This window comes from Methylobacterium sp. UNCCL125 (assembly GCF_900116795.1).
Taxonomy (GTDB): Bacteria; Pseudomonadota; Alphaproteobacteria; order Rhizobiales; family Beijerinckiaceae; genus Methylobacterium; species Methylobacterium fujisawaense.
In genome coordinates this window covers 1-14,659 of record NZ_FPBW01000061.1, presented here as the reverse complement: position 1 = coordinate 14,659, position 14,659 = coordinate 1, and the positions used below count along the sequence as shown (strand labels likewise).

The following is a 14,659-nucleotide window of genomic DNA, read 5'->3' as shown; positions in this document are numbered from 1 at the left end:
GCGGACGGCCCAGGGTCTCGCGGGCGAAGACCGCGTCGTGGTGGGACAGCGACTGGTAGTTCAGCATCACGTCGTCCGCCCCCGGCACGGTGATGACGAAGTTGACGCCGGCCGCGCAGAGCAGGGTCAGGAGCGCGTCCATGTCCTCGCCGTCGGCATCGGCATGGTTGGTGTAGCAGACGTCCACGCCCATCGGCAGGCCGAGCAGCTTGCCGCAGAAGTGGTCCTCTAGCCCGGCCCGGATGATCTGCTTGCCGTTGTACAGGTATTCGGGGCCGATGAAGCCCACGACCGTGTTGACGAGGAGCGGGTCGAACTCGCGCGCCACCGCGTAGGCGCGCGCCTCCATGGTCTGCTGGTCGACGCCCCAATGGGCGTCGGCCGAGAGGGCCGAGCCCTGGCCGGTCTCGAAATACATGACCTGGCTGCCCGCCGGGCAGCGGCCCAGCGCCCGCGCCGCCTCCGAGGCCTCGCGCAGGACGGCGAGGTCGACGCCGAAGCCGGCATTGGCCTTCTGCGAGCCGGCCACCGACTGGAACACGAGGTCGACGGGCGCGCCTTTCGCCATGGCCTCGATAGCCACGGTGACGTGGCCGAGGCAGCAATGCTGGGTCGGCACGTCGAGGCGCAGCCGCAGGGTCTCCAGAAGCTCGACGATGCGAATGTAGTCCGGCAGGGAATCGGTGGCCGGGTTCACCCCGATGACCGCGTCGCCCGAGCCCATCAGCAGGCCGTCGAGGGCCGAGATCAGGATGCCCTCGGACGAGTCGGTCGGATGGTTCGGCTGGTTGCGGGTGGCGAGGCGTCCGGGCAGGCCGATCGTGGAGCGGAAGCGCGTCACCACCGGCCGCTTGGCGGCCACCGCGACGAGGTCCTGCAACCGGCAGATCTTCGAGACCGCCGCGACCATCTCGGGGGTGAGGCCGGGCGAGAGGGCGGCGAGCGCCCGCGCGTCGGCGGCGGGGGAGAGCAGCCACTCGCGGAAGGCGCCGACCGTGAGGGACGAGACCGGCGCGAAGGCCGCCGCGTCGTGCCGGCGGGCGATCAGGTCGGAGACCTCGTCCTCCTCCGAGGGGATCAGCTCCTCGGCCAGGAAGGTCTTCAGCGGCAGGTCCGCGAGGGCGATCTGCGCGGCCAGGCGCTCGACCGGCCCGTCGGCGCAGAGGCCGGCGAGCTGGTCGCCCGACCGCTCCGGCGTCGCCTTGGCGAGGAGGCGGCGCAGGTCGGGGAAGGTGAAACGTGTGCCTTCGATCGTCGTCGCGTAGGCCATGGCGGGCGCTCCCGGCGCGCTGTCGGACGTCAGGGAACCCGATCCTGCAGGATGTCGAGGGCGGCCTCGTGCAGGTCGGGCGTGGCGGCGGCGAGCACCCGCCCGTCCGAGTCGAGGGTCAGCGCGGAGCCCGCCCAGTCGGTGATCACGCCGCCGGCCGCCTCGATCACCGGGACGAGGGCGAGGTAATCGTAGGGCTGGAGACCGGTCTCCGCGACCAGATCGCAATGGCCGGAGGCCAGCAGACCGTAGGCGTAGCAGTCGCCGCAGAACCGCCGGATGCCGACGCGGTCGACGAGGCGCCGGTAGCGCGCCGCGTCCGAACCGGAAAAGCCGTCGGGCGTGGTCGTGAAGAACCGCGCCGCGGCGAGGGACCGGCAGGTGCTGGCCCGGGTCGGCGCCCCGTTGAACGTGGCCGCGCCCGGCATGCCCGCCCAGCGCTCGCCGAGGGCCGGCATGTCGATGACGCCGACCAACGGCCGGCCGCCGTCGAGGAGGGCGATCAGGGTTCCGAACAGCGGCAGTCCGGTCACGAAGCTCTTGGTGCCGTCGATCGGGTCGATGACCCAGACCGGGCCCTGGCCCGGCGTCACACCCATCTCCTCGCCGACGATGCCGTGCTCCGGGAAGCGCGCCGCGATGCGCTCGCGCAGGAGCGCCTCGATCGCCCGGTCCGCCAGGGTCACGGGGCTCGCATCCGCCTTTGCGACGATGTCGAGTTCCGTGCGGAAGTGGCGCATCGCCACCGGGCGGGCCGCGTCGGCGAGCCCGGTCGCGAAGGCCAGAATCTCGCCTGCGGAGGGAAGCGCTTCCGGCATGGTTAGAGCGCCTTCAGGAAAGCCGGCCACCGCGTGTCGTTCATGATCGAGCGGGCGCGCATGTGTTTCCAGATGCCGTACTTGTAGAAATCGAAGTCGAGGTCCGAGATGCGGTTCTGCACCATCGCCCAGGTCGACCATTTCACGTCGGCCAGAGCTTTATGCACCATCAGCCGAGCGAAGAGCTGGTCGCTGTACCGACCGAAATACATCTCGATCACCGTGCGATCGACGTCCTCGGAGAAGAACATTTCTCCGCTCCAGATCGCGAGATCATAGAGGCGATCATTGTTGGAGGCGTATTCGAAGTCGATCAGCAGGATCGAACCGTCCTCGCCGATCAGGAAGTTGCCGGGCATCGGATCGTTGAAGCAGGGCACGAGGTCGATGCCGGAGGCCTCCAGGGCAGCCCGTGCGAGGCGCGTCTGACGGGTGAGCCAAGCCTGATCGGGCGGCAGCAGCGCGCCGAGGTCGACGGCCTGACGGTCGTGCTCGTCGATCATGTCGAACACCGTCTTGGTGAGCGGCAGCAGAGGCGCGTCGTGGAAGCGACGATAGAGGGCAATCGCCTCGCTGCGCACGGCCGCGTCGGCGAAGTCGCGGTTGGTGGAGGGCCGGCGGCCCTCCACGAACTCCGCGATCTCCACGTCTTCCGCGTCGAGATAGTCGAAGGTGCGCGGGCCGAGGCCGATCGCCTCCGCCTGCCGGCTCGCGGCGCGGGCGGCGGCCCGATCGATGAACATCTCGGTGCCCCGCCCGGGCATCTTCACGAAATAGGGGTGCGCCTCGCCCGCGACCTCGACGCGCCAGTTCGTGTTGCTGATGCCGCCCAGGACCGGCCGATAGTGCATCGGCCGCCCCTGCCACGGGGCAACCCGGTGAAGGGTCGCCTCGAAGGCTCGCTCGGCCTCGGTGCGTCCGCCTCCGAAAGGGATCATGCCGCGCTCCTCACAGCGTCCTCAGGGTTTCCTCGAAGTCCGGGCGGCTGACCCGCGTGCGGCAGCGCAGAAGTCGCCAGCTCGCATATTTCCGGAACTCCAGGCTGCGCCGGGGCGAGACACGGTCCATCGCGAGCGCCCGCAGACCCCAGTACAGATCATCGGCGGCGGCGTAGGCGCGGCAGCGGCTGAACACGTCCGCCCGGCAGGTCCCCTCAGCGATTTCGATGCCAAGTCGCATCTCGCTCTCGAACGGACAGGCCTCGTTGAGGAAGGCGCCGAGCTGATGATGCGGGTCGGTATCGCAGGCCATGTCGAAGTCGACGAGGCGCAGCGCGCCGTCCGGCGCGAACAGCAGGTTGGAGGCGTGCGGGTCGGCGTGAGCCGGACGGCACCCGGTCCCGGCGGCGGCGAGCGCCGCCTCGATGGCGTCGCCCCAGTCGAAGAGGAACCACGCATCCGGCGGCAGGTCCGCCGGCAGGGTCTCGCCCTCGGCGCCGAGGGCCGCGCGCAGGGTCCGGATGCCGTCGAAGACGCTCCACCGGCGGCCGAACGGTGCGCCGGCGCCGATGCGGTCGAAGGCCCCGATCACCGCCGTCATGGCATCGGGCTGGCGCAGGCGGTCGAGGGAGGCCGGGCGCCATTCGGGGCCGAGGCGGCGGAACAGGATCGCCCCCTGTGCCTGCGCCAGATGCAGCGGCTCGGGGCCGAGCCCCAGCGCGGCGATCCGCGTCGCGGCCTCGAACGCGGCGGCGGGGTCGATGAGAGCGGCCGCGGCCGGCTCGGTGATCTTGAGGAAGTAGTCCGGGTCCGCATCCGGCGCCGTCGCCACCAGGAAGGTGGCCGACTCGACGCCGTGGTACGACGGCGACGCCGCGCCCGGGCACGCCACGCCGTAGCGGACCGGCCGGTTCGCCAGGAGAGGGATCGCCGCGAGGGCTTCCTCGGCCAGCCGCTCGTGAGCGCCGTCGGGCGCGCCCGGCGCCTTCACCGGACCTCTCCCCCGGTGCCGAGGGCCGCGAGACCCTCCGTGGCCAGCAGCATCAGCATGTCGGCCAGGACCTGGGTGCCGAAGGCCTGATCCTCCGGGGCGGCGAACTCGGTCGGATGGTGCATCACCCCGTCCCGGCAGGGCACCGCCAGCACGATCGCCGGGCAGACCGCCGCCAGGCTGATCGCGTCATGGCCGCCGATCGTGTCGAGGGGCCGGGGCGGCGCGTCATTGCGGGCGCCGGCCCGCTCCGCGAGCCGGACGAGGCCGGGATGCATGGCGCCCGCGGGCCGCAGATCGATGGCGCGGACTTCCGATTCGACGCCGGCCCGCGCCGCCGCCGCGGCGATGAACGTCCTGAGCCGTGCTTCTGCCTCCTCCAGGATCGCCGGCGCGCCGGAGCGCAGCTCGATGAACAGCACCGCCTCGCTCGGGACGGTGTTGGGCGAGTTCGGGAAGACCTCCAGCCGCCCGACCGAGGTGTGCAGGTCGAGCCCGTAATCGGCCACCATGTCCTTCAGGTCGGCGATCAGGTAGGCGGCCGCCAGCAGGGCGTCCCGGCGCTCGGCCATCGGGGTCGGGCCGGTATGGGCCTGCCGGCCGAGGAAGGCGAGGCGGTACTTGGTGGCCCCCCAGTAGCGGGTGAAGGCGCCGAACCGCTTCCCCTCGCGCTCCAGCACAGGGCCGCCCTCGATGTGGAGCTCGATGAACGCGTCCGGCACCGGGACCGTGTCGGTCCCGGCATAGCCGATCGCCGCCAGGGCCTCGTCGACCGCGATCCCGGCGCCGTCGCGCCGCTCCAGGGCCCAGGCCAGCTCGGCCTGGCCGGCGAACACGCTGCTGCCGAGGAGGCTCGGCTGGAAGCGGGCGCCCTCCTCGTTGGTCCAGTTGGCGACGACGAAGTTGCAGGCCGACCTCAGCCCGCGCTCCGCGAGGGACGCACGCACTGCACGGATCGCCTCGCAGGCCGCGACGACGCCGAGAGCACCGTCGAAGCGGCCGCCATTGGGCTGGCTGTCGAGGTGGGAGCCGACCATGATCGTCGGCGCGTTGCCCCCGGCGAGGTCGACGCGGCCGAACTGGTTGCCGATCCGGTCGACCTGCGGCGTGAACCCGTTCTCCCGGAACCAGCCGCCGAGCCAGTCGCGGGCGGCGCCGTCCTGGGCCGAGAGCGCGAGGCGCGTCATCGACCCGTCGCCGCCGCCACCGAAGCGCGATACGGCGTCCATCATCCCGTGGAGGCGAGCGGCATCGATCCGCACGGAGGACGGCGACGGTGTCTCAGGCATGGAGCACATCCACGTTCAGGTGTCGGAAGGCGTCGGCGAAATCGCTCGCCAGGGGCGCGTTGGTGACGAGCGTGTCGACGTCGCCGAGACCGAGGGTCCGGATCGTGCCGAGCCGCCCGAATTTCGAGCTGTCGGCCAGGATCACCGAGCGCCGGGTCTGCTCGACGGCGGCGCGGCGCAGGACCGCCTCCTCCTGGCCGAGATCCATGAAGCCGTGCTCGCGATGCACGGTCACGATGCCCATGACGGCGAGGTCGTAGACGTGCTCGCGCACGGCCGCGACGGTGCGGTGGCCGAACAGCCCGCGGTAATGCGGCTTCATCTCGCCGCCGAGCACGGTCACTTGCGATTGCGGATCGTCGGCGAACAGGGTGGCGATGCCGATGGAATTGGTATGGATGGTGATCCGCCGGCCGACCAACTGCCGGGCGAAGGCCAGGGTCGTGGTGCCGGTATCGATGAAGACGGTCATGCCGTCCTCCACCAGCGCCAGGGCGGCTGTCGCGATGCGCGCCTTCTCGCGCATGCCGACGCGCGCCCGCTCGTCGAAGGGCTGATCGTCCTTCTTCTGGTCGATGACGGCGCCGCCGTAGACCCGGCGGGCATGCCCGCGCATCTCAAGGTCCCGCAGGTCGCGCCGGACCGTCTCGGTGCTGATTCCGAGGCGGCCCGCCAACTCGTTGACCGATACGCGACCGTCGCGCTGCAACTCCGTCAGGATCAGTTGCAGGCGCGGCTCGGTTATACTCATCGGCGTCCGTCTCCCCAGGGTTGTAATCCCTCGTGACGGGACGCAACCTAGGAACGGGTTGGCATGGTCCTCGACGGGCCGCAATTCATCGGACTGCGTCATCTGTTAACCTGCAGCGTCGGCGTGGACCGGCCGTGCGCCGGGAGCCGTGACGCGGTGGCAGGCGGCGAGCGCGCCCGCGCCGCGCGTCACGAGGTGCGGCCCCTCGGCAGCGCAGGGCGCGAAGGCGCGGGGACAGCGCGAGCGGAAGGCGCAGCCGGCCGGAAGGTCGATCGGGCTCGGCGGCTCGCCGTCGAGGAGGCACTCCGCGGGGCGGTAGCGGCGCTCCTCCAGGGTCGGCATCGCCGACAGCAGGGCCTTCGTGTAGGGGTGGCCCGGATCGAAGAACAGGCGCTCGTTGTCGGCGAGTTCCACGACCTCCCCCAGGTACATGACGGCGATGCGGTTGCAGGCTTTGCGCACCATCGCGAGGTCGTGGCTGATGAAGATGTAGGTGAGGCCGTGTGCCCGCTGGAGCTTCTCGAACAGGGCGAGCAGCCGGAACTGCTCGGTCTGGTCGAGCGACGAGAGCGTCTCGTCCATCAGAAGTATCTCGGGCTCGAGCACCATCGCGCGGGCGACGTTGATGCGCTGGCGCTGGCCCGCGGACAGGCCCACGGGCAGCGCGTCGTAGAGCGCGGGGCTGAGGCCGACATCGTTCATGACCGCGCGGACGCGCTCGCGGATGCGGCCGGCATCCCGCCATCCGTGGGTGCGCAGGGGCGCCTCGAGCATCGCGCCGATGCCGGTGCGGGGTGGCAGCGAGTTGAACGGGTCCTGCAGCACGAGCTGGAGCTTGCGGCGGAACCCGAGGAGTGCCGGTCCCGCGAGCGGCGCGATGTCCTGCCCGTCGCACAGGATCCGGCCGCCGCTGGGGCGCTCCAGGCGGCTGAGCAGGCGCATCAACGTCGACTTGCCGCAGCCGCTCTCACCGACCACCGCGAAGCTGTCGCCCTTGTGGATGTCGAAGGTCACGTTGCGCACGGCGCGGAGCGCGCTCGTCCCCGCGAAGGTCCCCCGCTCCCGCACCCGGTAGGTCTGCGACACGTCCTCCAGACGGATGACCGGGCTCGATTCGGACCGGTCGCACGCAGGCTCGCCGGTACGTGGCAACGCGGGGGAGCGGGTCCAGATGGTCGGGATCTGCGCGACCAGGTCGCGGGTGTAGGCGTGCCGCGGCCGCGCGATCAGGGCCTCGGTCGGCTGCTCCTCGACGAGGCGGCCGGAATCGATGACGAGCGTGCGCGACGCCGCTTCCCGGGCAACCGGAAGCGACGAGGAGACGAACAGGATCGCCGTCTGGAAGCGCTCCGTGAGCTCGCGCATCAGGCGGATGACCTGCGCGGCCACGGTCACGTCGAGGGGCTGGGTGACGTTGTCGGCGACGAGGAGCGCCGGATCCGAGATCATCGCGTCCACCAGCAGCGCGCGCTGCATCATGCCGCCGGAGAACTGCGACGGGTAATCGTGGAAGCGCCGAGCGGCGGAGGGTATCCGGACCGCGTCGAGCAGCGCGACGACCCGGCGGCGCGCCTCCGCCGCCGCGACGGCGGGATTCACGGCCCGCATCTTCTCGGCGATCTGGTGGCCGACGGGCAGCGTGGGGTCGAGAGCGCCCATCGGGTTGGCGCCGACATAGGCGATCTCCCGGCGCAGGGGCCGCATCGCGCGCGGGGCGAGATTGAGGATGTCCTGCCCGCGGAACCGCACCGCCCCCCGCGCCGTGAGCGGCGGCTCGAGTCCGTTGACCAGGGCCTTTGCCAGGACCGTCTTCCCCGCGCCGGTGGCGCCGACGACGCCGAAGATTTCCCGCGGCGCGACGTCGAACGCGATGGCGTCGAGAATCCGCCGTCCGCCGACGGGCCCGGCGAGGTCGACGCTCAGGTCGCGGACGGACAGGACCGGCGGCATGTCCATCAGGCGCCTCCGTGGATCGCGTTGCGCGCGCGCTCGCACGCCGCGCCGATCAGGTTGAGGCCGATGAGGGTCAGGCCGAGGAACACGCCCGGCATGGTGGCGATCCACCACGCGTTCAGCAGATACTTCCGGCCGTCCGCGATGATGTTCCCGAAGGTCGGCGTCGGCGGCTGCACGCCCAGACCGAGGAAGCCCAGCGTCGATTCGAAGATCATCATCCGGGCGATGTCGAGCACCGACGTGAACAGGATCGGCGGCACGAGGAGCGGCGTCAGCAGCGTCAGCACGATCCGGGCATGACTCGCGCCGGAGACCTGCGCGGCCCGGACGTACTCGCGACCGCGCTCGGCCATCGCGACGGAGCGCATCACGCGGGCGTAGACAGGCCAGTTCGACAGCCCGAGCACGAGGATGATGGCGGGGATCGTCGGCCGGGACACGCCGAGCACGGCGATCGCCAGGATGATCATGGGGATCGAGAGCTGCGCGTCGGTGATGCGCATGAGCACCGCGTCGGTCCGGCCGCCGAAATAGCCCGCGACCATCCCGAGCGCACAGCCGATGACGAGGGTCAGCGCGGTCGAGGCGACGCCGATCAAGAAGGAGTAGCGCAGGCCGATCAGGCAGCGGACGAGCATGTCGCGGCCGATCTGGTCCGTGCCGAGCGGATGTACCCAGCTCCAGTGCGGACCGGCGAAGAGCGGCGGCAGCAGGCGGGCGCGGACATCCATCTTGCCGGGATCGAGGCCGCTGAGCTCGGGATAGAGGACGGTGGCCAGGACCAGGACACCGAGCAGACCGAGGCCGATGCGGAACCCGGTCGCCCGGGCCGCCCGTCCGAGGATACGGCGCCCGATCGAGCGGGAGCGTCCTGTATCGACCGGGACGGACCCGAGGGTGAGGCTCGACTCGACGCCCATCAGTAGGCGAGCCTCGAATCGATGATCGTGGCGGCCAGATCGACGAGGATGTTGATCACGACGAAGATCGCGCTGGTGACGATGGCGATGCCCTGGATCAGCGGGAAGTCGCGCTGGAGCACGGCGTTGATGGTGAGCAGGCCGAGTCCGGGATAGTCGAGGATGTATTCGACGATGATCACGCCGCCGAGCAGGCTGGAGAACTGGACGCCGAGGAGATTGAGCAGCGGTACGGCGGCGTTGCGCAGGACATGCGCCCCGACGATCCGCGTCTCCGTGAGACCGCGGATGCGGCCGACCGCGACATAGGCCTCGCCCATCTGGGCGGCCACGGCGCCCGAGAGGGTGCGGATCAGCACCGGTGACAGTTCCACCGCCAGCACGATGGCCGGGAGGATCGTGTAGGAGAAGCCCCCGTAGCCGACCGCCGGGAGCCAGCCGAGCTTCACCGAGAACAGCAGCGCGAGCACGATCGCGAGCCAGAAGTTCGGCAGCGAGATGAAGATCGACGAGACCGCGAACGCGAACCTGTCCGCGAGGCCGCCCGGTCTCAGCCCCGCGGCGATGCCGACGAGCGACGAGAAGGCCAGGGCGAAAGCCAGGGCCAGGGCAGCGAGCTGCAGGGTCATCGGCAGGGCCTCGCCGATGAGGGCGGCAACAGGCGCGCGCTCGGCCCGGGTCGCGTCGTCGAAATGCGCGCCGCCCGTGGCCGCGCCGTTGGCAGGCCGCACGAAGCTGTGGCCGAGGTCGCCGCGCACCACCTGCCCGGCGTAGCGGCCGAACTGGACCAGGATCGGATCGCGCAGGCCCATCCGGTTGGCGATCTGCTCCACGAGGGAATCCGGCGCCATCCCGCCGACCATCAGGCGCACCGGGTCACCCGGAACGACGCGCAGGAGCGTGAAGATCAGGAGCGAGACCAGGGTGATGATGATCGCCCCCTGCGCGAGGCGCCGGGCGAGGAAGCTGAGCACGAACATCGGGCGATGGGGCTACGGGTGACGCGCCGCCGGAGGCGGCGGGGATGGGATGCAGATCAGGCCGTGCGCGCGGCGTCGATCGAGCCGTCGGGATAGATGAAGAGGCCCTTCAGGTCGGCCTGCATCGCGTGGATCATCGCCGAGGTGAAAAGCGAGAGGGCCGGCGCCTTGGCGGCCAGGAGCGGCATGGTCTCGGTCTGCAGGATCGTCTTGCGTGCCTCCAGGGTCGGCGCGTTCCGCTCCTTGTCGAGGCTCGCGTCGACCTCCGGATCCTCCAGACCCGTGATGCGGTGCGACGACGCGTGGAAATGCGTGCGCAGCACCAAGTCGGGCTCGGGCGATCCGGTCGACCAGCCGCAATCGATCATGTGGCCCGGCCCGCCGCCGGGGCGATGATAGAGGCGCTCGTTCCAGGCCGCGGGTTCCAGCACGGTGAGGGTGACCGGAAAGCCCTGTTCGTTCAGCATCGCGGTGATGATCTCACCGTATTCCTTGGTCTTCGGGTAGAAACCGACCGAGGTGATGTATTCCAGCGGCGGCAAGCCCTTCCCTTTCGGGAAGCCGGCCTCCGCCAGCAGCGCCTGCGCCTTGTCGGGGTCGTAGGCGGGATAGTTCTTCAGGTCGACATAGCCGAACTTCACCGGCGAGACGAAGTTCGACGAGGCGTGGCCCGCGGAGCCGAGGACATCGAGGATCACGCTCCGGTCGATCGCGTGGCAGGCTGCGAGGCGCAGGCGGACGTCGTTGAACGGCGGCTTGGAGCAACGGAACCACAGATACTTGTTCTCGACCGAGACGATCCGGCTGACGGCGATCTTCGGGTTGCCCTTGACGGTCTCGACCTGCTCGGGCTCCAGGCGCTCGACGATGGAGGCCTGCCCGTTCATCAGGGAGAGCATCCGGGTGGTCGAATCCGCCGTGAAGGTGAAGTCGATGCCGGGAATCGCCGGCTTCCCCTTGAAGTAGCCCTCGTGGGCCTTGAGCACCGTGGTGTTGCCGCGCTGCTCGACGAAGCGGAACGGGCCTGTGCCGTTGAGGCGCTTGGCGAGGACGCCACCGGGGCCCTCGGCCACGTCCTTCGCCGACATGATCGGCAGGAACGAGGCCAGGAAGACGAAGAGGTGCGCCGGGTAGCCGCCCTTCGTCGTGTCGACGATCACCGTACGGTCGTCGGGCGTCGTGATCGTGAGCGTGTCGGTCGATCCGGGATACCATTGCGCCGGTCGATCGGGCTGCGCGCCGTACTCGAAGGTCGCCTTCACGTCCTCGGCCTTGAAGGGCTTCCCGTCGTGGAATGTGACCCCGTCGCGCAGGGTGATCTGCAGGCGGTGCGGATCGAGAAGCTTGATGTCGGTCGCCAGTTCGTAGACCACCTTGCCCGGATCATCGAGCGTCATCGGTGTGCGGGTGAGGAATCCCATCACGAAACCCTCGATGTTCTTCTGCGAGAGCGTCGTGTGGGCCGTCGGGTCCCAGTTCCCGGTGATGTTCTCCGCCGACAGGAAGACCAGAGGCCGCGCGCTCTGGGCGAAGGCCGAGGCGATCAGAAAGTCGGGGTTGATCTGCGCGCACGCGGCGATCGTACCGAGCCGCTGAAGGAATCGCCTGCGATCCATCCCGTCGCCCTCCACCTTCAAACCGACAACACACATCGGTCAAAAACCACACAGCAAGCCACGTGCCAGTGTCGTGCATCGCCGGAGTACGGCGGACGCGCGATCGTCGCCGCGCGTAGACGCGACGGTGCGTCACGTGTGAGCGCCGTGCTCACAGAGTAAACACGCTGCCGATTATCGGTCCTTTGGCACCAAAAATGCCCATGCGGTGAGCAAAATCGCCCTCGACTTCATGTATCGAGCCGATCCGAGACGCAAACTCGCGAAGATACAACGCAAAGTAGACGGTCTTCCGGCGTCTTTAGCAAAAGTAGCGGGATTAAATCGCAGTTCCACCATGACGGGTCGATGCCGCCCTCCCACGCTCAACTGTGGCCGAAAAATCTCGACTCGGTCAGACTACACAAAAACCATGCACGCCCCATTGACGATGCAGAATCTCTCATGACACGTTGAGGCAGCGATGAGCTCGGACCCGCAAGAGTAGCGGTGTCCTTCGGCGAGACCGGATTCGGCTGACGACCGAACCGTGATCGGCCCGTCATCGAGAAGGCGCGCAGAACGCCGAACCAGTCACACCACCGGCACCGAATGGGTCCCGACGGCTCCCGGCCGCTCGGCCTGCCGCCCCGCGGCCGGTCCGCGCCCGGGCATGCGCCGGCCGGACCCCCGAACGGAGATCACGATGATCGGGGACATTTCGCGCTTCGCCTCACCATCCGGGACCGGCGCGGTCCTGGGCCTGCTCGTGCTCGGATCGGGCCTGACCGCACTTCCGGCGGCGGCTCAGACCGCGACGCCGGTGGAGACATTGAGCGACCAGACGCAGGCGCGGACGAACCCGGATATCGCAGCAAAGGCGACGTCGCCAATCCGCGTCGGTCCGCTCGCGCCTTGGGCGACCGAGATGGCGGCGGCCGGCTTCACCTTCGACATCAACATGTACGACTTCTACCAAGCCAACCCGTCCGCGGGTCTGCGCACGGGGCAGCAATCGAACTCCGCCTATTTCGTCCTGTCGATGACGGCGGACATGCAGAAGCTTGCCGGCATCGCGGGCGGCAGCATCAATTTCACCGAGACGCTCTTCGGCCTGGTGCGCAACCTCAACATGGCCGGCGATATCGGCGATACCACGATCGGGTATCAGCCGCCCTACAATCCGAACGACAACCGCCTGTCGCTCCTGACCTATCAGCAGAAGCTGTTGGACGACCGCCTCGTCATCGAGGTCGGCCGCACCCATCCGGGCCGCTATTACGCCCTGCCGCCCTGCAACTCGATCAACTCCTGCTTCCAGGACATCCTGTATTTCAATGCAGGCTGGACCTCGCCGCTCTACTCGGTCTGGGGGGCGAACTTCGCCTACAAGACATCGCCGACCACGTACATCCAGGCCGGCGCCTTCAGCGTGAATCCCGGAACCAACGTGCTCTCGGGCTACGATTGGGGCTATGAGCGCCTGTCGGGCGCCCTCGCCATGTTCGAGATCGGCCGCGTGACCGATTACACGCAGGAAGCCTATCCCGGACGCGCCTCGTTGACCGGTTTCTACAACTCGGCCGATCATGACGACAACTTCAAGACCGTCTTCGGCACGTCCAAAGGCCTCAATCCCGGCACACCGGTCCTCCAGAAATCCGGGACGTCAGGTATTGTGCTGACCGGTACGCAGACCCTCTGGCGGGCCGATGGCGGACGCGAGGTCAATCCCCACCCGACCGCGATCTCGGTCTATACCGGGACCGGATATGCCTTCGATCCGACGATCCCGATCCGCTTCAACAGCTTCGTCGGATTGCTCCTGCAGGCGCCGGACCAGGGCCGTCCCCTCGACACCTACGGCATCAAGATCAACTGGCAGCGCCTCAACGAGAACTACACGCGCTTCCTCGCCGACGCGAATTTCATCTCGGGCGGGTCGGGCGCTCCCTTCTCCCGAGACAAGTTCGTATTCGAGCTCAATGCCCATTTCGCCATGCCGGGCGGCGTGATCCTTGAGCCGGTGGTCCAGTACCTCGTGAACGGCAATTCCTATTTCAATCCCTACACGGCGCGCCGCCCCAAGGACGGCTTCTACGGCGGCTTCACCCTGTCGGTCCCACTCGGCACGCTGCTCGGCTTGGCTCCAGGCTGAGGCTTGCCAATTCTGGCCAAGCGACGGGCTCGGCCAGCCCCTCTTTGGAGACGGCGTGACAGCCTTGCCTGCCGCGCCGCACCGATTCCGGCCGCAGGCGAACATTGCTAAGGCGGCCGTCACACAGCGCCAAGCGCAGGCGGAAGCGTCATCTGCGGCCGCTTCAGGGAAAGGACGATGGAGGGGCAGTTGGTCGAGGCAAGCAGCATCGAATCGAGGAATTAGCCCCGTCGCTGAGGCTGATGAGCCGGCGCGTTGGCAAGGATGTGCTGCTTGATCACGGATTCGTCAGATGTTTCACAACGATCAGTCGAGACTTCTCATCCAAGAACGTCCTCATACTTGGATGACTGCGAGGCCTCGCGCGCACCTCGGTTCAATCTGGGCACCCGACAAAGAACACCTGTTCTGCACGGGCTTCTTCAGCAACGTGTCTGCTCACCCGCTCCAGCAAAATCGTCTTCTGAGAACCTTCAACGGAAACAAGGCGCAAGCCGGAATCTGCCTTTGGCGGATGCGGCCATCCCATCGCAGCAAACACTCACATCGGTGCGTTTGCTCAGAAAGACGTCGTACTGCGAGAGATTATAGGGTCCATCAAGGTCGGAAGATGAACCGTCGGGCCCGGTCGGACTGAGGATTGGTGAAGAAATCCGTTGGCGCCGCAATCTCTCGGATGCGGCCCCCGTCCATGAAGACGATTGTGTCGGCGATTTCGCGCGCGAAGCTCATCTCATGGGTTACGATCACCATGGTCAGCCCCTCCCGCGCAAGCTCGCGGATGACGCTCAGCACCTCTCCGACCATCTCGGGGTCGAGGGCGCTGGTGGGCTCATCGAAGAGGATGACCTTGGGCCTCATGGCGAGCGCGCGACTGATCGCGACGCGCTGCTTTTGACCGCCGGACAGCGTGTGCGGGTAGACGTCGGCCTTCTCGGTGAGGCCGACACGGGCCAGGATCGCGCGGCCCTCCTCCTCGGCCTCTCGCTTGGG

General features: G+C 68.6%; 12 protein-coding genes. 1 reads left to right on the top strand and 11 read right to left on the bottom strand.

Annotated features, from left to right (window positions below; translation table 11 throughout):
• The 10 genes from BM396_RS31080 to BM396_RS31035 all read right to left on the bottom strand — a co-directional run.
• Window positions 1–1,270, bottom strand: a 1,270-nt coding sequence (locus tag BM396_RS31080; RefSeq protein ID WP_091995292.1) for an ethanolamine ammonia-lyase subunit EutB, incomplete at its 3' end; no start/stop codon positions are given.
• A 29-nt stretch (window positions 1,271–1,299) separates the two neighbouring features.
• Window positions 1,300–2,088 (bottom strand): histidinol-phosphatase, encoded by a 789-nt coding sequence (gene hisN, locus BM396_RS31075; RefSeq protein WP_043387993.1) that lies wholly within the window; start codon window positions 2,086–2,088, stop codon window positions 1,300–1,302.
• Window positions 2,089–2,090: 2 nt separating this feature from the next.
• Window positions 2,091–3,026: a phosphotransferase gene (locus BM396_RS31070; protein WP_043387991.1), complete on the bottom strand. Its 936-nt coding sequence runs from the start codon at window positions 3,024–3,026 to the stop codon at window positions 2,091–2,093.
• A gap of 10 nt (window positions 3,027–3,036) precedes the next feature.
• Window positions 3,037–4,017, bottom strand: a complete 981-nt coding sequence (locus BM396_RS31065; protein ID WP_043387989.1) for a phosphotransferase — start codon at window positions 4,015–4,017, stop codon at window positions 3,037–3,039.
• Entirely contained in the window at window positions 4,014–5,306 is a 1,293-nt protein-coding gene (locus BM396_RS31060) for a Zn-dependent hydrolase (protein ID WP_043387987.1), read from the bottom strand. The genes BM396_RS31065 and BM396_RS31060 overlap by 4 nt, the downstream gene beginning before the upstream one ends.
• The gene (locus tag BM396_RS31055) at window positions 5,299–6,057 is read right to left on the bottom strand and encodes a DeoR/GlpR family DNA-binding transcription regulator (protein ID WP_043387985.1); all 759 of its coding nucleotides are present in this window, start codon (window positions 6,055–6,057) and stop codon (window positions 5,299–5,301) included. The genes BM396_RS31060 and BM396_RS31055 overlap by 8 nt, the downstream gene beginning before the upstream one ends.
• Window positions 6,058–6,162: 105 nt before the next feature.
• A complete protein-coding gene (locus BM396_RS31050; RefSeq protein WP_043387998.1) occupies window positions 6,163–8,007 on the bottom strand; it encodes an ABC transporter ATP-binding protein in 1,845 nt (614 codons plus the stop codon).
• A 5-nt stretch (window positions 8,008–8,012) separates the two neighbouring features.
• Window positions 8,013–8,933 (bottom strand): ABC transporter permease, encoded by a 921-nt coding sequence (locus BM396_RS31045; protein ID WP_043387983.1) that lies wholly within the window; start codon window positions 8,931–8,933, stop codon window positions 8,013–8,015.
• Window positions 8,933–9,913 carry an ABC transporter permease gene (locus BM396_RS31040; RefSeq protein WP_043387981.1) on the bottom strand — a complete coding sequence of 327 codons (981 nt, stop codon included), beginning with the start codon at window positions 9,911–9,913 and terminating at the stop codon, window positions 8,933–8,935. The genes BM396_RS31045 and BM396_RS31040 overlap by 1 nt, the downstream gene beginning before the upstream one ends.
• Before the next feature lie 56 nt (window positions 9,914–9,969).
• Entirely contained in the window at window positions 9,970–11,529 is a 1,560-nt protein-coding gene (locus tag BM396_RS31035; protein WP_043387996.1) for an ABC transporter substrate-binding protein, read from the bottom strand.
• Between the two features lie 685 nt (window positions 11,530–12,214).
• Between BM396_RS31035 and BM396_RS31030 the strand changes: the two genes are divergently transcribed.
• Window positions 12,215–13,666, top strand: coding sequence for a carbohydrate porin (locus BM396_RS31030; RefSeq protein ID WP_043347199.1), 1,452 nt, complete (start codon window positions 12,215–12,217; stop codon window positions 13,664–13,666).
• A gap of 597 nt (window positions 13,667–14,263) precedes the next feature.
• Here BM396_RS31030 and BM396_RS31025 read toward each other — a convergent pair.
• Window positions 14,264–14,659, bottom strand: a 396-nt coding sequence (locus BM396_RS31025) for an amino acid ABC transporter ATP-binding protein (RefSeq protein ID WP_139239591.1), incomplete at its 5' end; no start/stop codon positions are given.